Genomic DNA, 18937 nt, shown 5'->3' on the forward strand with positions numbered 1-18937 from the left:
ATCACGGTGACGGATGCCGGCGGTACGCTGAGCCAGGATTTGGACGGTACCTTCGCCACCGATGCGGAGCTCGCTGCTGTAGCAGATGATGATGTAAGTGTAACCAATACTGTCAGTGGAAATAGGATTGCGACAATTTCGGAAGCAGGTATTGCATCCGTAGACATTAATGAGACCGTAACAAGTCTTTCACAAAATACTTCTACAGGTGTAATAAGTTATACCGATGAGGATGGAGGGACTCCAGAGACTGCAAATGTGGTAAGTACAGATGCCAATAACCAAATTTCTGTGGGAAGCGATGGAGGTGCATTCTTGAATATGCCAATAATTTATTCCAGCGGAAAAATCAATGGAGATGGAACGGCTGCTGCTATTTATCAAGCCACAGTTTCAAGAATAAATGAAGGTGATTATCAAATTACATTTACCTCAGCACTCGGAAACGCAAATTATATCATACAGCTGGTGACATTGGATTGTGGAGGAGATTGTCCTGGAAATACAGGAGCGGATTATGATGACCCAGGTATCAGCTATTATGATCAACAAACATCTGGATTTAAGGTAAATATCGGAGATAGTGATAATGGCGCTACGCAGAAAGATGATATTGATTTGGAATTCATGTTTACCGTGATAACTCTACCTAACTAAAAACAACCAAACTAAAGCAAAGACGAAGTGATGAAAAGATATCTTCTAATAATAGGACTGATTGTATCCTTTTCGGCAAAAGCACAAATTGAAGGGACTTCCATACCAAGTTTACCTCAGTTGACCACTGCTGAAATGACCGGTGTTATTTCACCAAATATAGGTTCCTCCATTTTCAATACTGATGACCAGCAAGTGTACATGTATACGAGCTCAGGATGGGTAGCTTCTACGGATGACCAAACTTCATCTGAAGTAAATACGGATACTCCAGTAGATGTTGATGGAGATTCTACAACGGAAGCAACTGTGGAAGATGTGATTCAAGCTATGGCTCCAATCACATCAAAAGCAGGAAGAGTCTTCTATCCTCCATCAATTGCCATTGATGCATCAGTAAATGGTACTTTTTCAATAAACCTCTATACGGAATATACCAATCAATATGCATCTGCAAGTATGGTAAAGAACCCTTCGGCACCTTCTGCCATTCCGGTTTATAACGCAAATGAATTGGATTATTATGTTACATTTTTTGACCCAGCAGTTTTTGCCAATATAAGTATAGACGATAATGGATTGATGAGTTATGATATCATTGGTCAACCTGCAGATTACAATTCATTAATAAATGTAGTTTTTGTAGTAAAATAGAATGATAAAGACTGAAAAAGATTTGAAACCAAGAACCCCATATAAGTCTTTATTTTTTGGATTGCTGATATTATTATTGGCATCAAATCTTGCAACTGCCCAGTTTTTGCTACAAGCTCCAAATAGTGGAGATGAAAGTAACTACCAGTGGTTTGAAGCTTCAGATTTAGGAAATGTTTTAGGGACTAATTCTTTCTATGAGGCGACTCAACCCGGGGTTTACTTTGCAACTTACGATGGTACGCTTTGTGGGTCAAATGCAACAGGTTATTTTATTTTAACAGACTGTACCGCACCAGATAATGAGGTCACTTTGGACATTTCAGCAAGTATTCCCTCTGGGGCTACGGTAAGTTGGAATCCAGCGGTAAGTGGAGACCAAACCCAACCTACAGTTACCAGTTCCACTACGGTTGTTCGATATACGGCAACAATTACAAAAGCTGGGAATGCCAGTGATCTTCCACGTTTTACGGTAGTTTGTATGAGTCAAGCTGGAAACTTGGTTGATGATGTAGTGGCTGTGGATGAAGATGATTTTGTTATTGTACCGATTTTTGACAATGATTCTGATTTGCCGACAGATGGTACCTTAACCACCACAGACCCATCCAATGGTTCAGTTTCGATTGATGATAATGGAACAGCAAATGACCCATCAGATGATATTGTGACCTATACTCCTGATGCTGATTTCAACGGAACCGATACTTTTGATTACACCGTATGTAATGCTTTTGGAGCCTGTAGCACAGCAACCGTTACTGTAGATGTGCTTCCAATAGTGGATACGTTTGACGATTCAACAACTACTGAGGAGAATGTGTCCATCGATATAGCATGGGCAAGTAACGACAATGATATTCCCACGCTGGGTACCATAACAGCAACCGATCCAGTAAACGGTACAGTTATTTTAAATGATGGTGGAACTGCCAATAATCCATCCGATGATGATATTACCTATGTTCCAAATCCAGGATTTATAGGAACCGACTCTTTTGACTATACAGTTTGTGATTCCAATGGAAACTGTGATACGGCAACAATTACAATTCTAACCAATGAGCCAAGTACAAATCTTGACGCTGACAATGACGGTATCGTAGATGCATTTGAAGATTTAAATATAGATCTGGATGATGATCCATCAACTGATCCAACAGATACGGATGCAGATGGAATTCCTGACTATTTGGATATAGATAGCGATAATGATGGAATTCCCGATAATGTTGAAGCTCAGCCAGCACTAGGCTATATTGCTCCTACAGGCACAGATGCCAATGATAATGGCTTAGATGACGCTTACGAAAATGGAGGTAATGTTGGTTTGATTCCTATGGATTCAGAAGGTGATGGTATTCCAGATTATGTGGATGATGATAGTGATGATGACAATGTGCCAGATGCTATTGAAGGCCATGACCAAGACCAAGACGGAATTGCTGACGTTGTGTTTGTTGGTTCGGATAAAGATAATGATGGTTTGGATGATGCTTTTGAAGGAGGTACAGTGATCGATATAGATGTAAATGATGAATTTGATAATCCAGATACAGATTTAATGGATACAGATTCAGATGGAATTCCAGATTTCAGGGATTCTGATGATGATGATGATGGTATTGAAACTATAGATGAGGACTTGAATGAAGATGGAAATTATGCCAACGATGACTCAGACGAAGATGGCATGCCAAATTATCTAGATTCCGACCTTGGAGAATCCCAAGTGGATCCAATTGACGTCATAAATGTTATAACGCCCAATGGTGATGGAGTGCACGATGTGCTGACTATCAATAATCTTGAAAATTATCCAAACAACACAGTAAAGATTTACAATAGGTGGGGTGTGCAGGTATACGTGACCAGAGCATACAACACTGCCGGAAATGTCTTTGATGGCACATCCGAAGGAAGGGTAACTGTGGACAAGGACAATAAACTCCCTGTAGGTACGTATTTCTATATAATAGATTACGAAGACCTGAATGGAAATATGAAACAACTGTCCGGTTACCTATACATTAATAGATAAACCAAGTGTTACTGTGGAGCGTAAAAAATTGAAGAAAATAGTTAAAAGGTTAGGTTTCCTTGTGGCATTGGGGATGAGTATTGGTATACATGCCCAGCAAGATGCGCAATATACCCAGTATATGTACAATACTGTAAGTGTTAACCCTGCTTATGCAGGTTCTAGGGGACATTTGAGTATCGCGGCCCTATATCGCAACCAATGGTTGGGATTAGATGGAGCTCCTGAAACACAAACCTTGAATATTCATACTCCAATGGGGTATAGAGGGGTAGGTTTGGGACTTTCTGTGGTTAATGATAAAATTGGACCTACCTCAGAAACCTATTTCGATGTTGATTTCTCCTATACCATCCAAACTTCTTTTGAAGGAAAATTAAGTTTTGGCCTAAAGGCCAGTGCCCATATGTTGGATATTAGATACTCAGAATTGGATGAGTTTGAAGTAGATCCACAGTTACAATCTCAACAAGACATACAGAACAAATTCTCTCCAAATATCGGTGCCGGGGTATATTATCATACAGAACGTTTTTATGCAGGACTTTCCGCTCCTCGAATTTTGGAAACCACTCATTTTGATGAATCTTCCATATCTACAGCAAAAGAACAGATCAATTTATATTTGATTACAGGATATGTTTGGGATATCAATCCATTTCTCAAGTTTAAGCCAACATTATTGACCAAAGGTGTTCAAGGAGCGCCTTTACAAGTTGATGTTTCAGCCAATTTCATGTTCAATGAAAAATTTGTTGGTGGTTTGGCTTACCGTTGGGATGCCGCTTTTAGTGGCCTTGTTGGGTTTAGACTGTCAGATGAAATGTTTATCGGTCTAGCCTATGACCGTGAAACTACAGATTTAGGGGCCGCTACCTTCAATGATGGCTCTTTTGAGGTGATTTTTAGGTATGATTTCATCCGAAACATTGGTAATTTGAAATCTCCTCGTTTCTTTTAGGAACAATTTAGAAATCTCTTTTAATAGAATTCCCCATAAACATCATATTTTTACCTCATGAAAGAGGAAAATGTGATATTGGTCAATGAAGCTGATGAACCCATTGGATTAATGCCAAAAATGGAAGCCCATGAGAAAGCTGTTCTCCACAGGGCTTTTTCGGTTTTTATCATGAATGATAAAGGAGAAACCATGCTCCAACAAAGAGCCAGGGATAAATATCATTCCCCATTGTTATGGACCAATACCTGTTGCAGCCATCAAAGAGATGGAGAGCGCAATGTAGAAGCTGGTAAACGTAGACTTTTGGAAGAAATGGGTTTTACCACTGAACTCACGGAGTTGTTTTCATTCATTTACAAAGCACCTTTTGATAATGGGTTGACAGAGCATGAATTGGATCATGTAATGATTGGCACCTATAATGAATCACCTAATATCAATACTGATGAAGTGGAGAACTGGAAATGGATGTTCCCAGAAGATATCAAAAATGATATTGCCAGTAACCCCGATCATTATACAGCATGGTTCAAGATAATTTTTGAACGGTTCTACGACCATCTACCTATAAAATATCAGAACAATGAAGGTAAAGGTAAGTAGAAAGGCCAGTTTCAATGCTGCGCATCGACTGTATCGACCAGATTGGGACGATGATCAAAACCAAACTGTTTTTGGAAAGTGCAACAACCCCAATTTTCACGGACATAATTATGAATTGATTGTAAGCGTAACCGGGGAAATTGATCAAGAGACAGGTTTTGTTATGGACCTTAAAGTACTCAAGGAATTGATTAAAGCTCAGGTTGAAGATGCTTTGGACCATAAAAATCTAAATATTGAAGTTCCAGAATTCAAGGATTTGAATCCAACGGCAGAGAACATTGCCATTGTAATTTGGAACAAACTTAGACCGCATATCGCCAACGAAAAGGAATTGGAGGTTACCTTATATGAAACTCCACGTAATTTTGTGACTTATTCAGGATAATACATAATGGACATTTACCCCTTAAAATTTAAACCTATCCTCAAAGAACGTCTTTGGGGAGGAATAAAACTTAAAGACGTATTGCATAAACCCATTGAAAGTGATATCACCGGTGAAAGTTGGGAACTTTCTGGAGTGGATGGAGATATCTCTGAGGTTGCCAATGGGTCTTTGCAAGGAAATTCGTTGCAAGAGCTTATTGCTAAATATGGAGAAGCCTTGCTCGGTAAGAGTGTGGTGGAGAGATTTGGAAAAGATTTTCCTATTCTCATCAAATTTATTGATGCCAAGCAAGACCTTTCCATTCAATTGCATCCCAATGATGAATTGGCCAAGGAAAGGCATAATTCCTTTGGAAAAACAGAAATGTGGTACATTATGGATGCAGACCCAGGGGCCAAATTGATTGTTGGCTTCAACAAGGATGTGGATAAGAAAGAATATGCCCAAAGTTTGGAAGATGATACCCTATTGGATTTATTGAACTACGAAGAAGTTACAGAAGGGGATACGTTTTTCATCAATACAGGAAAAATACATGCCATTGGTGCAGGAGTGCTTTTGGCAGAGATTCAGCAAACTTCGGATATCACCTATAGAGTGTTTGATTTCAATAGGAGGGATAAAAATGGAAATCTTAGGGAATTGCATACAGAATTAGCTTTGGATGCGATAGACTATACCCAAAAGGATGATTTCAAGGTGGCGTATTCCCATGATACAGATGCGGTGAACACTATGGTGGAATGTCCTTATTTCAACACTAATTTTATGGAGTTGACGGAGGGAATGGACCAAGATGTAACTGAACGTGATTCCTTCACCATTTATATGTGTGTTGGCGGTAAAGCGGAGATATCCAATGATTTTGGAACTGCCACTATCGGTAAAGGGGAAACTATTTTGATTCCAGCTTCCAGCAATATTATAAAAATAGATACAGCGGGAGCTAAACTTTTGGAAGTGACCATTTAATAGTAAATTTGAAAAAACACTAGCATGCCAAGTATTCGCGATTTAAAAAAGGACGTCAATTTTGTTTTGGGAGACATTATTGAAGCAGTGTACATCTGGGAAGCCGGTTCCGGTAAAAAAGAATCAGAGGAAGGCACCGTTATCATAGATAAGGCCATTGCCGTTTTTGATGAACTCATGGACAAAATACACCAAAAAGAAGTGGAGAATCCCAAAACTCACTTCAAGGATATCAGAAACCAATTGGAAGAAAAGGCGACCGAACTTGTTGAAGAATTCAATAAGTTGTCTGTATAAATCTTATTTTTCCAAGAGTTCTTTTAGAGCCACACCGTATTTTGAAGCCGCCACTTCTGGGGTCAATGCCTTGTAGACTGAATCCAAATATTTAGGATTGGCTTCTTTGGCAGCATTGAGCATAAGGTATGGTGTTGTGTAAGAATCGCCGTTGTTCAAACCAAAATTAATGGCATAACGATAGCGGTTTAAAATGTTTTGATCCATTTTCTTTTGAATGGAATCCATCGCCAAGGAATCCTCTTGATATTTCGGAAGCAAAGCTTCTTGGGACAATTGTAGATCTTTGATATTGAACTGGGACACCATTTTATTGAATTCCACAAGCTTTTCATGAGAAACCGATCCTGAGATTTTGGGATCCATATCAAAAGTGTTCCAGTAAGTATTGATGTTTATTTCTCCAGGTTCACCAAAGAAAATAATTCTGTCATTAATATCGTTATTGTCCTTTTTGTCCAGATAGAGATAGAAAACATCTGGTTCTGATACTTCTTTGGAAAAGCTGAACGCACCATCACCTTTAATTTCAAGTGAATCCAAGGAAACCAACGAAGAATCCTTGAACTGTTGCAAGAACAAAGTGCCTTTTTTTAAACCTTTGATGTTTCCAGATACGGTCATGGTGTTCTCGGTATTCTTTTCGCAGGAGAAAACCATCAATCCAACTGACAATACAAATAAAATCCTCTTCATTGTTAAAAATTTGCGAGACAAATATCTGTAAACTTTCTGAATAGTTAAACTTTGGAAGCGACTTCCATCAAAAGAGCACAAATATAAGCACCTGCAGTTCCCACTACGTACCCAAAAACAGCTAAAAGGATTCCGACAGAAGTCAATGAAGGATGAAACTCTGCTGCTACCACAGGTGCAGATGCAGCACCCCCAACATTGGCTTGACTGCCCACGGCAAGAAAGAAGTAAGGGGCTTTAATGAGTTTGGCCACTAATATTAGCAAACCAGCATGAATGGTTATCCAAATAAGACCTATGGCTATCAACCCTGGATTTTCCATAACCCTTCCCAAATCCATTTTCATACCAATTGTGGCTACTAAAATATAAATGAACATGCCCCCAATTTTACTGGCGCCCGCCCCTTCGTAGTTTTTGGCTTTAGTAAAAGAAAGACCTATGCCAATGGCTGTGGCAAAAACTACCATCCATAAGAATTTGGAACCCAAAGAAGAAAGGATTTTTTCCTTGTTGCGGATAGCTTCAAAATTACTTTCTAAAAATTCTGCAAAGTGGCTTCCTAAAAAATGGGCAATCCCAACTCCGGCAAAAGCAAAGAACAGCATCATGATAAAATCAGGAAGTGTGGTTACCCGAGCTATTTTTTTGGTATGGGTAGATACTTTTTCCTTTAACTCTTCAATAGATGAGGTGTCAGCTTGGAGCCATGCATCAATTTTTTTGGTTTTGCCAATGCCCAATAAAAGTATGGCCATCCAAATATTGGCCACGACGATATCGATTAACACCATTCCACCATATTTTTCTTGATTGAATTGGAAAACTTCCAGCATGGCGGCCTGGTTGGCCCCTCCGCCAATCCAACTTCCGGCTATGGTGGCCAAACCTCTCCAAACTGCATCTACACCTGCTCCTCCCACTGTTTCAGGTGAGAAGATGGAAACAATCAAAATGGCAATAGGCCCGCCAATGATTATCCCTACGGTGCCGGTCAAGAACATGATCAAGGCTTTGGACCCTAAATTTATGATTGCCTTAAGGTCTATGCTCAAAGTCATTAAAATAAGTGCTGCTGGCAAAAGATACCTGCTGGCAACATAATAGGTTTGAGAAGAAGATTCGTCAACTACTCCAAAACTTGCCAATAAAGCAGGCAGGAGATAACACATGAGCACAGTAGGCACAATGGTGTAGAATTTTTTCCAAAATGTTGATTGAAGCGCGGAGGTATAAAATACAAAGCCTAGGCAAAGACAAAGAAGACCAAAAATAACGGTATCCTCTGTAAAGGGTAGTTGGTTCATAAGATTTATATGGCTAAAGTTCCAAATATAGCAAAATCAAAAATGGGCTTGCCTTATGAAATTAGATGTTCAACCAATAGGTTAGCTTTAAGTTGATAGAGCGGTTTCTTGGCATAAAACTGTTGACAAAGTAGTTGTCATTATATACCAAGAATAAGTCTGAAAGTGGCGCAAATCGCCATTGTAACCGTGAATTAAAGCCCAAATTATCTCTTTGGTTGCTATATTGAATCAAAGTGGACCAAAATATGGATTTGCTAAAAGTTAAATTGATTCTTGGACTGACCAACCAAATATCCGCACTTTCATAAGGTTCTGGAAGTTTAATGCTATCATAGTTCAACCCAAGTGAAAGAAAGACTTTGGGTTGTAGACGTAGACTCATATCACCTTCAAAAGAAAATCGGGTACCATTATAAAAATCTCCATACCCGGGTTCAAGGGTATATGAAAATGTTTTGCGACGGTCACTCTGAAATTCAACCTCAAAACCGGTATAATAGTAGCCTTGGTTTGCAGGAAGTTCCGTGCCTCCATCCGTATCAGTTGGGTCAAACGAATCAGTTAGGTATGTGAATCTGTTGAACATACGGGCTGAGAATTCTTCTTGGGTTTTAAATTGAGCGCTCCAGCTCGTAAAAATGGCGTAGTCGGTATTTTTATAATCTAGCGTAGGTCTCCAAATGGCATTTGGCCCAAAACGAAACCCATGAAAGTTTAGGTTACCTTTTTTTGGCCAAAAGTTGAGTTCCACAAAAGGTCTGGCGGCTACAATATCTTCCCTTCTTACAAAACCAAGATCAGAACGAAAATCATTCCCTACAAAATTGCTTCTAAGGCCTAGATTTAAAAAGCGCGAGTTGTATCTAAGGTCAATACCACCGGCATCATTGCGGTCTCCAATTTCATGCGCAAAGGACTTGTGATAGAAAAATTTGCCCGTCCAAGTATTATCTGAGGAGGCTAAATTATAATCTAGACCCAGAACACGATTATAACGGTCCATATCCTCTAAAAAATCATAATCCCCAAAGGTTTGCCTGTTCACGAAAATGAAACTGAGATTGGAACGCGAAAACATCTTTTTTTGAAGGGCGAAAACGGTATTGTTATTACTCGGAATTTCATTTTCCTCATCTTCCTCAGTTTGAATGTTGAGTAACCCCAGTCTCCAATTTTCATTTAGTTTGCCACTTAGTCGAACCCCGCCAATAATACCGTTTTCAATGGTTTCACCATCCAAATCTTCAGCTATGCCGATTCTTCTTGAAAAAAATGGATTGGAATCCCTTTCATTTCCGAAAGAGCCAAAGAGATCGCTATTGTCAATAAAAAATTGGCGTCTTTCTGGAAGGGAAACTTCAAAACGAGTGAGATTGGTAACGAAATTATCTACTTCCACGTTGGAGAAATCAGGGTTTATGGTAACGTCCAAATTCATGCCATTTCCAATGGAAAACTTGGCATCTCCTCCAAAACTGAAATCATTTAAGTTTTCATTGTTCTCAAAATCCTTTCCCACTATACCATTTACATATGGGATAATTGCCATTGGAGTTCTAGATTTTCCAAGAGGTTTTTCAAAAACCATATCGCCCATAAAGGCCAAACCAAAAATGAACTGGTTTTGCGGGATTTCCATCCAAGTGCTGGTTTCATTGGTTTGCATATCAAATCGATAGCTATTGAAGCGCCATTTGGTGGTTCCTTGTTTAAATTTGAAGGAAGTTAATGGAATGGCCATTTCACAGATGTAATGGTCTTCGTGTATTTTGGATTCTCCGCGCCATTTTACATCCCAAGAAGTCGTAAAACCTCTCAAATCAATTCCCCCGTTGGAAATTAGTGCTTCTCTACGGACACCATATGGGTTCATTCCGAAGAGGAATGCATTGGTTCCATCATTAAAAGTGTCAAACAACAAACTAATGTTATCGTTACCACCGGCTCTATAATCTCTTTGAAGAGAGGGTATTACGTAATCTGTGCCTTCCGTGTTCAATTTTATCCCAATATATAGTGTGTTGGCATCATACAACATTTTAATGTCTGTCTGTTGAATCGCCAATGTGGAATCGGAAGGGAAATATTGTTGGAAGTCATGTGCACTTTCGGCAATTTCCCAAACAGATTCATCCAAAACACCATCTATCTGAATGGGCTGATCTATATATTTTACAGTAAATGACTTAGTCTGGGCAAAAAATAAAATAGGGAATAGCGTTGTAGCAAGTACAATACGGAGTTTGAGCATTGGTTATTTGAATTAGTCGCTCAAATTTAAGACGAAGCTTCGTTAAAAAAATCCCAAAACTTTGCAGGGGTTAGTTTGTTCAAATAAAATATCTTATAAATCATATTCAGCACATATTTTTTATTGAGTTTGTTTCCAGTTTTCTACTTTTGGAAAAATCATCAATCATGAAGAAAATAGTTACTCTACTGTTACTGTTACCGCTTTTGACTTACGGAAATTATTGGGGGCAAACGGGACATCGTGTTACCGGACATATAGCACAACAGCATTTGACGGGAAAAGCTAAGAGGGCATTAAATGATTTATTGGATGGCCATAGTTTGGCATTTGTTTCAACATACGCTGATGAAATCAAAGCTGACCGTTCCTTTTCTAAATTTTCGGCATGGCATTATGTAAACTACCCTTTGGGGATGAACTACGCGGATTCCGAAAAAAGTAAATACGGAGATATTATTGTAGCCATAGAAACCTGCATTGACAAAGTCAAAAACAAGAACAATAGCAGACAAGACCGAGTTTTTTATTTAAAAATGCTTGTTCATTTGATTGGAGATCTGCATCAGCCCATGCATGCCAGTAGGGCAGAGGACAAAGGAGGTAATGATATTCAGGTACAGTGGTTTGGTGAAGGAAGCAATTTGCATAGGGTCTGGGATAAAAACCTTATTGAATCTTATGGGATGACCTATACTGAATTGGGCACTGAACTTGACCAAATTTCAAGAAAAGAACGAAAGGAAATCCAACAAGGAACCATTTATGATTGGGTTGATGAATCACATGTAATATGTGGAGAGCTTTATGACTCGGTAAAAGTAGGTGAGAAATTGGGCTATCAATATGCCTATAAATATAATAATGTGCTGTTTTCCCAATTGCAAAAGGGTGGATTACGACTTGCAAAGGTGTTGAACGACCTTTTTGCCTAGGGTTTACTTGATAACTCGAAAAGTGAGGTTAATGCGCTCACCAATGGGTTTGGCCGTTTTTGCTATCTGATGCTGCCAAAAATGCTGGGTTGGCCCTTGCATGATCAAAAGACTGCCATGTTCCAATAGAAGTTTGTGTTTTTGTGTCTTGTCGTTTTTGTGCCGCAAATGAAAAAAACGTTCTGCACCAAAACTGACCGAAGCAATGACAGGATTCTTACCCAGTTCCTTTTCATCATCTGAATGCCATCCATTACTATCTTTCCCTGATCTATAGTAGTTTAGGAGACAAGTGGTAAAAGCTACATTGGCTTGTTTTTCAATGGCAGCCTTTATTTGAAGCAACTCTACCGTAAATTCTTTGGGATGCATGGTAATGTTGGAATAGGAATAGCTTTTTTCATTGTTTCCATATAGCGCGGTCAACCTAGGTTGCAAGTGGGTTTTTCCAAATAAGGTTATGGAGTCTTGTTGCCAAGGAATGGTGCGTTTCAATATATCAAAAAGAACACCAGCTTTTTCCGTGGAAAAAAAGTTTGGGTAATATATAATGTTGCTGTCAGGAAAATCTAGGACTAGTTTTTCAGAAAACAGCCCCATTTATTTCAAAACGGTCTTTAGCTGATTCCTATATTCTGATGGATTTTGACCTGTAAAAGCTTTAAATGATTTATTAAAATGCGAAAAGTTATTGAAACCACTGTCATAGCATACCTGTGTAATACTAATTGGCTGTTCTGCCAAAAGTTTGGAAGCATGCACAAGGCGGTACTCATTTACAAACTGAGTAAAGGTCTTATTGGTAATTTTTTTGAAATACCTACAGAAAGACGGAACGGTCATACTTACCATATCTGCAATTTGGTCTAAACTAATGTCTTCTTTAAAGTTGGCCTTGACATGGTTGAATACAATATTGATACGGTCGTTATCTTTTACTTCCGTTTCAATGGAAAAGCCTTCTCCATTTAAAACTTTTAGCTCATCAGAAGTTGCAAGCAGGTTCAATATATTAAGGATGGAGAGTAAACGTTGAAAATCGGTTTGATATTCAAGAATTTCCATTTTCTCGCCTACTTTCATTTTGGTCTTTCCAGAAAAGGCAATTCCCCCTTTGGCCACTTCAAAGAGTTTTTGAATATTTTTCATTTCAGGAATGCTGAAAAAGTCACTTCCCAAAAAATCAGCCTTCATCTGAATAAGTGTCTCACTCTTGTTTCCTGTAAGCTTATCCGTAAAACCACAATGTGGTAAATTAGAACCTATAAGCATAAGGTCCCCATTCCTATAATAAGATACATGACTGCCTATCTGTCTTTTTCCAGAACCTCCATTAACATATACCAACTCCAATTCTGGGTGGTAATGCCAGCCATTGTTCTTGTTCTCATTACTTTCACTAAACTTCTGATAAGTAAATGAGTGACCAAAACTGGGCGCTATCGCCTCAAAAGCAGGTTTTAGGGTCATAAGATTCAATTTTAATTTGGTGGTACAAAGTTATCAAGGGTTTAACCCCTCCATATATGCAAAATTAACCAAAATATATTCTATTTTAACCTTAATATACTCTTAACATACCTGTTTGGTTAAAATTGCATAGAAACTGGAAAAAATGGTGGTGTTTCTGTGTGTTATTCCACCATACTTTTGTCCTGTAATCTTAAAAAAACGGTAGTTATGAAAACAGTTTTGAATTATGTTACAGTAGCAGCGTTACTATTGTCAGTTTCAGTAGGTGTTGCAAATGGACCTGCAAAAAGCGAGGTAGAAAAGAAATTGATCAAGGTTGAACTAGATCCAGTATTTGTAAAGAAAGGAGATAAACTTTTCTTGAATCTATTGAACCTTACTCAAGAAACCGTTACCCTTAAAGTATATGATAGCGAGGGAAGATTGGTTTACAAAGAAGCAGTTGATGGAAAGGTTGTTGTGGAGAAGGCATTCAATTTTGAAAAAGCTTACGAAGATCAGTATACAGTAGTTGTAATTGACAATTCTGGCACTTACAAGGAGACTGTATCAGTACAATAGTTTGTTTAGTTAATTTTTCAGTGCAAGGGGCTCATCTTAGGATGGGCCTTTTCTTTTATAAATACTTTTTGAGTCTTTCCCTTTTGTACTCTGGTAAGGCTTCATTCTCAATGGCCAGTTGAATTACAGAAATATCTTTGGTCTTTGTATAGAGTAATTGATAAAACTGTCTAGTGGTCAGTGAATTTTCAGATTCTTCAACCAAAACCATTCTATCACCAGTTTTCACTTCTCCAATTTCCAGTACCTTAACATAAGTTCCTGGGTAGCCATGGTCTATGAATTCCTTTAGGATGTCTTGGGTTCCAAATCTTATTCCCAGTTTAAAACAGGGTTCTCTTGGCTGACTAATTTGTACTAGGGAAGTGCCCAGTCTGTAGATATTGCCAATCCTTAATTTGGACTCATCAAGGTTTTTTATAGTCAGATTTTCACCAAACATACCCCAATTCCAATCCAGGTCAGGATATTTTTCTTTCCAATACGGATAATAATTTGAGGAAAACAAATAGCATGCTTTATAAATTCCCCCATGTACCTTTCGGTCAGCTATGGTGTCTTTAGCCACGCTCTCTGATTCCAAAACAATAGGTTCGGGAACTGGATATTTAAAAATTCCGGTAATTATGTTTTTGCCATTCCACTGTACATTTTTGGGGATGGCAATATTGGTAGAGATAACTTCCATGCCACAAATTAAAAAACCATAGCTAGATATAACACTTTTAAATGCTATTTTTTGGTTCTTTTTTCAATTGATGTGCTTGGATAGATTTTTGGCTGAAACAAAAAGACAGACCCAAATGGTCTGTCTTTTAATTCAAAGAAAGTATTTTACTTATTTAATCATATCATAGCTTCTGGCTATGAACTTAGTGAGTTCCTCACCTTTCAATAGTCCTTTGGACAATCGTGCCAAATCCAAGGATTGATTGATCAAGCGTTCACGTTTTTTAGCAGTTTTGGTATTTAATATTTCACTGACCAACTCGTGGTTGGTGTTCACTACGAGGTTGTACATCTCTGGCATATTTCCCATACCGAACATACCGCCACCTCCGGTCTGCTGCATTTCCTTCATACGACGCATAAACTCAGGTTCTGTGATAATGAATGGAGAAGTCTGGCTATCCATTGCTTCAACTTGAACGGTGTACCCTTTTTCGCTGATGACTCCTTCAATTTCTTCTTTTAACTTTTCCTTTTCTTCATCGGATAGTTTGGAAATTGTGGTGTCTTCTTTTTTGATAAGATTGTCCAAATGATCCGCATCCACACGGGCAAAAGAAATTTTCTCTTTGGAAGTCTCCAATTTTTGCATCAAATGCGATATAATGGGGGAATCCATCAGCAATACTTCATAACCTTTGGTTTTTGCCGCTTCAATATAACTGTGTTGTGCTTCTTTGTCCGAAGTATACAACACCACCAATTTTTCATCCTTATCGGTTTGGGTATCTTTAATCTTGGCTTCCAATTCTTCAAAAGTGAAGAATTCACCATCTACAGTGGGGTAAAGTGCAAATTTCTCTGCTTTTTCAAAGAATTTATCTTCGGAAAGCATACCGTATTCAATAACTACTTTAATGTCGTTCCACTTTTGTTCAAAATCCTCCCGATTGTTTTTGAAAAGAGAATTCAGTTTGTCCGCAACCTTTCTGGTAATGTAGGATGAAATTTTCTTTACGGCACCATCCGCTTGCAAATATGATCTGGATACATTCAATGGAATGTCTGGAGAATCAATGACCCCTCTTAACATGGTCAAAAATTCAGGAACAATCCCTTCAACATTATCGGTGACAAATACCTGATTTTGGTACAATTGGATTTTATCCTTTTGAATGTTAAGGTCGTTGGTCAGCTTGGGGAAATAAAGAATTCCGGTCAAGTTGAATGGATAATCTACATTTAAATGTATGTTGAACAAAGGCTCTTCAAACTGCATGGGATACAATTCCCTGTAGAAGTTTTTATAGTCTTCTTCTTTTAGGTCTGCTGGTTGTTTTGTCCAAGCTGGAGTTGGATTATTGATGATGTCATCCACCTCTTGGGTAGGAGCGGGGTCCTCTTCTTTTGCGCCTTCAGGTTTTGGAAGTGTCTCCGTTTTGGTGCCAAACTTAATGGGAATGGGCATAAACTTATTATACTTCTGAAGCAATTCCCTGATTTTGGCATCTTCCAAGAACTCTGTGGAATCTTCGGCAACATGAAGGATGATCTCAGTTCCCCTATCTTCTTTGGTAGCAGCTTCCAAAGTAAATTCTGGAGAGCCATCACAAGTCCAATGGACAGCTGGCTCTTCCTTAAAACTTTTGGTAATGATCTCAACCTTTTCTGCTACCATGAATGCAGAATAGAATCCAAGCCCAAAATGGCCAATAATTCCTGAGTCTTTTTCTGCATCTTTATATTTATCCAGGAATTCCTCGGCCCCAGAAAAGGCAACTTCATTAATATATTTTTTAACTTCTTCTTCTGTCATCCCAATCCCTTGGTCAATAATGTGGATACGTTTATTGTCCTTGTCCACTCTAACCTCAATAATGGGATTTCCATATTCCACTTTCGCTTCACCTATGGAAGTAAGATGCTTTAGTTTTAAAGTAGCGTCCGTAGCATTTGAAATTAGCTCTCTCAAGAAAATTTCATGGTCGCTGTAAAGGAATTTTTTAATTAGAGGAAAAATGTTCTCTACTGAAACATTGATTTTACCTGTAGCCATTTTATTCTAGTTTTCTTTTGTTGGAACATGACAAAAAAAATACCAGACATTATAAGTATGACAAACTGACACAGAAGACAATTTTTGTTGATTTGGATGTATTTTAACACTTTTTGTTTAAACAATAACATTTTTTATTAAACAAATTTGTATATTTGTAGTGTAAAGGAAAAATTGCTATGAACAAGTTTAGTTCAGTATCAATTTTGTTATTTATTGGTTAGGTTGTTGACAATGCACTTTCGCCCGAAAGTGCATTGTCTTTTTAAATCTTAAGAAATCTTAACCTTTTTATTGTTTTTTGTACCGTAAATTTGATGAAACAGTAAACATTATGGCAAAGTCAGCTACTTCAAAGGTCACCCAAGAGAAAATTATCGAATTATACATGAACTATGTTTTGGAGAATGAAACTGTTCCCAAATCTGTTTTTAAATTTTGTAAAGAAAACTCAGTAGGTGAAGAGGAGTTTTATGCCTTCTTTGGTTCTCTTGAAGGTCTTCAGAAATCTATTTGGAACCAATTTTTTGCGAATACTTTGTCGGTTATGCAGAAAAATCCTGATTATGACAGTATGAGCAATGAGGATAAGATGCTGACCTTCTTTTTTACATTTTTTGAGGCGTTGACACTCAATAGAAGTTATGTATTGTTTGCATTGAAGGAACATCATAATGCTATGGAGAGACATTCTCAACTTAAAGATTTAAGGAAAAGCATTAAAAAGTTTGCCTCAGAACTTATTGAAGAACGCAATAGTGACAAAAACCTTAAAATTTTGAAACAGAGTCCGCAAATATTTTCTGAGGGTGCATGGTTTCAATTTTTATTTCTCTTAAAGTTTTGGATGGGGGATAGTTCTCCCGGTTTTGAAAAAACGGACATTGCCATTGAAAAATCTGTGACTACTATTTTTCAGGTCTTTGAAAATACACCTTTGGAAAAAATCATAGACTTTGGGAAATTTCTATATAAAGAAAGTTTTGCATAACAGCCTATGAAGACATTGGATAGTATTCCCACAGGAAAAATTGAAAGAGCCGGGAAATTGGTCAAGACAGGGGTTAAGATTGGAGGGAACTATGTGAAATATTATGGTAAGAAATTGGTCAACCCAGGGACTTCTAAAGATGAGTTGGATCAAGATAATGCTGAGGATATTTACGATGGGTTAAAAAGCCTGAAAGGGAGTGCGCTCAAGGTTGCCCAGATGCTGAGCATGGAAAAGAATCTGTTACCACAGGCTTACGTTGAAAAATTTTCACTTTCGCAGTTTTCTGTTCCTCCGCTTTCTGCTCCTTTGGTTAGAAAAACTTTCAAAAAGTATTTGGGCAAATATCCTGAGGATATTTTTGATGCATTTGAAAAGGACTCTGTTAATGCGGCCAGTATCGGTCAGGTACATCGGGCAAAGAAAGATGGCAATGAACTGGCAGTTAAAATTCAATATCCAGGTGTTGCCGAAAGTATCAGTAGTGATTTGGCCATAGTTAAACCAATCGCCATTAAAATGTTCAACCTAAAGGGTAAGGATTCAGAAAAATATTTTAAAGAGGTTGAAAATAAGTTGGTAGAGGAAACTAATTATGTTTTAGAGCTTCAGAGAAGTGAAGAAATCACAAAAGCATGTGCCATTATTCCAAATATTGAATTTCCCAACTATTATAAAAATCTTTCCAGTGAGCGGATTTTAACCATGGATTGGATGAGGGGAATGCACTTGAGTGAGTTTGCAAAAATAGATTTCTCACCAGAATTGGGGAATAAGTTGGGGCAAGCCCTTTGGAATTTCTATATGTTTCAGATACATCACCTCAGAAAAGTGCATGCTGACCCGCACCCTGGGAATTTTTTAGTGAGTGATAATGAAACTTTGATTGCAATTGACTTTGGTTGTATCAAGGAAATCCCAGAAGAATTCTATAAACCCTATTTTGAGTTGGCCAAAGAGGAAAGTATCAATAATGAAGAGGTATTCGAGCAAAAAATGTATGAGCTTGAAATTTTGACTCCAACCGATTCTGAATTGGAGCTTAAATTCTTTAAAGCCCTTTTTAAAGAAATGCTAACTTTGTTCACTTCACCATTCCATAAAGAAGAGTTTGATTTTGGTGATGATGTATTCTGGAACAAAATTGCTGATTTAAGCGAGCGATATTCCAAAGATCCACAGATTAGAAAAATGAATGGAAACCGTGGTTCTAAACACTTTTTATACATGAACCGTACTTTTTTTGGACTTTTCAACTTGCTTCACGACTTAAAAGCTAAGGTTAAGGTGAATGAGTTTGAAAAGTACTTGGGTTAATTTTCTTGGTATATTCCTACTTCTTTGAATATATTTTTTACTTTTCCGTTAATTAACGGCTAGTTTTTTATATAATTTTTTATCTAAGCATAGTAT

At 37.9% G+C, this 18937-nt stretch carries 19 protein-coding genes; 12 read left to right on the plus strand and 7 right to left on the minus strand.

Annotation, left to right across the window (positions count from 1 at the left end; all coding sequences use genetic code 11):
• The 8 genes from HJC33_RS10215 to HJC33_RS10250 form a co-directional block, all read left to right on the plus strand.
• The coding region (locus tag HJC33_RS10215; RefSeq protein ID WP_171658729.1) for a hypothetical protein at positions 1-657 on the plus strand (657 nt) is incomplete at its 5' end.
• A 30-nt stretch (positions 658-687) separates the two neighbouring features.
• Entirely contained in the window at positions 688-1311 is a 624-nt protein-coding gene (locus HJC33_RS10220) for a hypothetical protein (RefSeq protein ID WP_246245524.1), read from the plus strand.
• A 1-nt stretch (position 1312) separates the two neighbouring features.
• Positions 1313-3355 carry a T9SS type B sorting domain-containing protein gene (locus tag HJC33_RS10225; RefSeq protein ID WP_171658730.1) on the plus strand — a complete coding sequence of 681 codons (2043 nt, stop codon included), beginning with the start codon at positions 1313-1315 and terminating at the stop codon, positions 3353-3355.
• Positions 3356-3383: 28 nt separating this feature from the next.
• Positions 3384-4316, plus strand: a complete 933-nt coding sequence (locus HJC33_RS10230; RefSeq protein ID WP_171658786.1) for a PorP/SprF family type IX secretion system membrane protein — start codon at positions 3384-3386, stop codon at positions 4314-4316.
• Positions 4317-4373: 57 nt separating this feature from the next.
• Positions 4374-4922: an isopentenyl-diphosphate Delta-isomerase gene (idi, locus tag HJC33_RS10235; RefSeq protein WP_171658731.1), complete on the plus strand. Its 549-nt coding sequence runs from the start codon at positions 4374-4376 to the stop codon at positions 4920-4922.
• On the plus strand, positions 4903-5310 hold the full coding sequence (locus tag HJC33_RS10240) for a 6-pyruvoyl trahydropterin synthase family protein (protein ID WP_171658732.1): 408 nt from the start codon (positions 4903-4905) through the stop codon (positions 5308-5310). Before idi ends, HJC33_RS10240 begins: the two co-directional genes overlap by 20 nt.
• A gap of 12 nt (positions 5311-5322) precedes the next feature.
• Positions 5323-6285 carry a type I phosphomannose isomerase catalytic subunit gene (locus tag HJC33_RS10245; protein ID WP_171658787.1) on the plus strand — a complete coding sequence of 321 codons (963 nt, stop codon included), beginning with the start codon at positions 5323-5325 and terminating at the stop codon, positions 6283-6285.
• 24 nt (positions 6286-6309) lie between these two features.
• A complete protein-coding gene (locus HJC33_RS10250) occupies positions 6310-6582 on the plus strand; it encodes a hypothetical protein (protein WP_171658733.1) in 273 nt (90 codons plus the stop codon).
• A gap of 3 nt (positions 6583-6585) precedes the next feature.
• Here HJC33_RS10250 and HJC33_RS10255 read toward each other — a convergent pair whose 3' ends face one another.
• The 3 genes from HJC33_RS10255 to HJC33_RS10265 all read right to left on the minus strand — a co-directional run bounded on the left by HJC33_RS10255 (position 6586) and on the right by HJC33_RS10265 (position 10839).
• On the minus strand, positions 6586-7278 hold the full coding sequence (locus tag HJC33_RS10255; RefSeq protein ID WP_171658734.1) for a DUF4369 domain-containing protein: 693 nt from the start codon (positions 7276-7278) through the stop codon (positions 6586-6588).
• A 44-nt stretch (positions 7279-7322) separates the two neighbouring features.
• The gene (locus HJC33_RS10260) at positions 7323-8585 is read right to left on the minus strand and encodes a DUF819 family protein (RefSeq protein WP_171658735.1); all 1263 of its coding nucleotides are present in this window, start codon (positions 8583-8585) and stop codon (positions 7323-7325) included.
• 61 nt (positions 8586-8646) lie between these two features.
• The gene (locus HJC33_RS10265) at positions 8647-10839 is read right to left on the minus strand and encodes a DUF5916 domain-containing protein (protein WP_171658736.1); all 2193 of its coding nucleotides are present in this window, start codon (positions 10837-10839) and stop codon (positions 8647-8649) included.
• 167 nt (positions 10840-11006) lie between these two features.
• Between HJC33_RS10265 and HJC33_RS10270 the strand changes: the two genes are divergently transcribed.
• Positions 11007-11774, plus strand: coding sequence for a S1/P1 nuclease (locus tag HJC33_RS10270; protein ID WP_171658737.1), 768 nt, complete (start codon positions 11007-11009; stop codon positions 11772-11774).
• A gap of 3 nt (positions 11775-11777) precedes the next feature.
• Here HJC33_RS10270 and HJC33_RS10275 read toward each other — a convergent pair whose 3' ends face one another.
• Entirely contained in the window at positions 11778-12374 is a 597-nt protein-coding gene (locus HJC33_RS10275; RefSeq protein ID WP_171658738.1) for an alpha-ketoglutarate-dependent dioxygenase AlkB family protein, read from the minus strand.
• Entirely contained in the window at positions 12375-13244 is an 870-nt protein-coding gene (locus HJC33_RS10280) for an AraC family transcriptional regulator (RefSeq protein WP_171658739.1), read from the minus strand.
• 210 nt (positions 13245-13454) lie between these two features.
• On the opposite strand from HJC33_RS10280, the gene HJC33_RS10285 reads away from it, so the two are divergent.
• Complete coding sequence (locus HJC33_RS10285; RefSeq protein WP_171658740.1) at positions 13455-13808, plus strand: hypothetical protein; 354 nt, start codon at positions 13455-13457, stop codon at positions 13806-13808.
• A gap of 55 nt (positions 13809-13863) precedes the next feature.
• On the opposite strand, the gene HJC33_RS10290 is transcribed toward HJC33_RS10285, so the two are convergent.
• Together HJC33_RS10290 and htpG are read right to left on the minus strand one after the other, a co-directional pair.
• Positions 13864-14496 carry an MOSC domain-containing protein gene (locus HJC33_RS10290; RefSeq protein ID WP_171658741.1) on the minus strand — a complete coding sequence of 211 codons (633 nt, stop codon included), beginning with the start codon at positions 14494-14496 and terminating at the stop codon, positions 13864-13866.
• A 150-nt stretch (positions 14497-14646) separates the two neighbouring features.
• The gene (gene htpG / locus HJC33_RS10295; protein ID WP_171658742.1) at positions 14647-16533 is read right to left on the minus strand and encodes a molecular chaperone HtpG; all 1887 of its coding nucleotides are present in this window, start codon (positions 16531-16533) and stop codon (positions 14647-14649) included.
• A gap of 334 nt (positions 16534-16867) precedes the next feature.
• Between htpG and HJC33_RS10300 the strand changes: the two genes are divergently transcribed.
• Complete coding sequence (locus HJC33_RS10300) at positions 16868-17524, plus strand: TetR family transcriptional regulator C-terminal domain-containing protein (RefSeq protein WP_171658743.1); 657 nt, start codon at positions 16868-16870, stop codon at positions 17522-17524.
• A 6-nt stretch (positions 17525-17530) separates the two neighbouring features.
• Positions 17531-18841 carry an ABC1 kinase family protein gene (locus HJC33_RS10305; RefSeq protein ID WP_171658744.1) on the plus strand — a complete coding sequence of 437 codons (1311 nt, stop codon included), beginning with the start codon at positions 17531-17533 and terminating at the stop codon, positions 18839-18841.
• Positions 18842-18937 lie beyond the last annotated feature (96 nt).

Source organism: Flagellimonas amphidinii (assembly GCF_013090115.1).
Taxonomy (GTDB): Bacteria; Bacteroidota; Bacteroidia; order Flavobacteriales; family Flavobacteriaceae; genus Flagellimonas; species Flagellimonas amphidinii.